Consider the following 1,228-nt stretch of genomic DNA (forward strand, 5'->3'; position numbering starts at 1 on the left):
CATTATGCGAGGTCTATTTCTTTACTTTTTCTTTCAAAATATTGGTTTCTTCTTTAACTTCTTTATGGTACTTGGATGCTCGTAGGCCCGTCCAAATTAGGTAAGGAACTCCGCCGACTGTGCCAATAATTAACCCTAAAAAATTACCATATACCCTATGTAATTGGTCAATTGCATTGAGCTTCTCATCATCTAATAACACAGATGGATTAACTTCATATCCAATTTGAACGCTGATTCGTCCTATTACTAAAGATACAAGCATAATGATTCCGCAATGGAATATTTGTTTTGATGGCGGGATGAGATACTTTTTTTTCTTTTCTTCTTCGATTTTTTTGATTTTCTCTTCCATATTCATGGATTATCACCCCCTTCAATTAAGAACGATTCGCAACAACGCAAGGACAGGGGTAAGTAGTACTGTCCTTTAGTCTCATTTTTGAGACTTTTATTCGTTTTCTTCTTTTATAAATATTCCGTTTTGGTCTGCGTCGAACCTGTCTACATAGTTGTCGATTAGGTAATTAATCAGATCAGTCTCTGTAATTCTTTCTTTTGTTTTTAGCATTAGGTCGAACGCTTTATCTCTTAATTTCTCAGCTCTATCCGCTCTGATTCTCGTTCCCGTAATGAGTTTTGCCATTTTTTTGCCCGCCCTTTGTTACATGTTTGCATATTAGCATATTGACTTGTTAGCAGCTCTCATGTTTAAATTTCTGCAAGTGCTAAGTTGTTAGCAGATAACAATAGTAATTCGTCCTTGGTTTTCATTACATGATTGACTGGTTTCGCGGTGAAATAGAGTTCCCACATGACCCCATTCCGGCCGGTCGTGTGTTGTCTATTGAAGCTACCGGCGAAATTGCTTGGGAGTGCGTCAAATCGATTGATTGCCGCTCCAGCCATGAAACGAGTCTCAAGATACGGTCAACCGGTGGTAACGGTGAGGGCAGGGCAACCGCCTTAATGATCGACGGCAACCTCTGCAAGTTCTTGCAAGGTCATAATGTCTTTGGCTCCCGCGACTTGAACACATTGCTTTTGCTTTCTTTCCGTAAGATTTGCGAGCTTTATCCCGACCATTTCGGCGCTAAGAGCATAGCTGTTTATGCGGCTGAAGCTCGTATTAAAAAAGGCGACTACAAAATCAAGATGCTAGACATTAACGAACTTTACGATGTCGGTAATGACGCCAGCGTTGAGGCCTGGTTACATGCTGCCGGAA

At 40.6% G+C, this 1,228-nt stretch carries 3 protein-coding genes; 1 reads left to right on the forward strand and 2 read right to left on the reverse strand.

Annotated elements, in window-relative coordinates; all coding sequences use genetic code 11:
• Positions 1 to 13 precede the first annotated feature (13 nt).
• The gene (locus EKO24_RS06175; protein ID WP_127027381.1) at positions 14 to 361 is read right to left on the reverse strand and encodes a hypothetical protein; all 348 of its coding nucleotides are present in this window, start codon (positions 359 to 361) and stop codon (positions 14 to 16) included.
• Between the two features lie 90 nt (positions 362 to 451).
• A complete protein-coding gene (locus EKO24_RS22800; RefSeq protein ID WP_127027382.1) occupies positions 452 to 646 on the reverse strand; it encodes a hypothetical protein in 195 nt (64 codons plus the stop codon).
• Between the two features lie 131 nt (positions 647 to 777).
• On the opposite strand from EKO24_RS22800, the gene EKO24_RS06185 reads away from it, so the two are divergent.
• On the forward strand, positions 778 to 1,228 hold a 451-nt coding region (locus tag EKO24_RS06185; RefSeq protein WP_241674414.1), incomplete at its 3' end, for a phage/plasmid replication protein, II/X family.

The organism is Candidatus Methylobacter oryzae, from assembly GCF_003994235.2.
GTDB classification, from domain to species: domain Bacteria; phylum Pseudomonadota; class Gammaproteobacteria; order Methylococcales; family Methylomonadaceae; genus Methylobacter_A; species Methylobacter_A oryzae.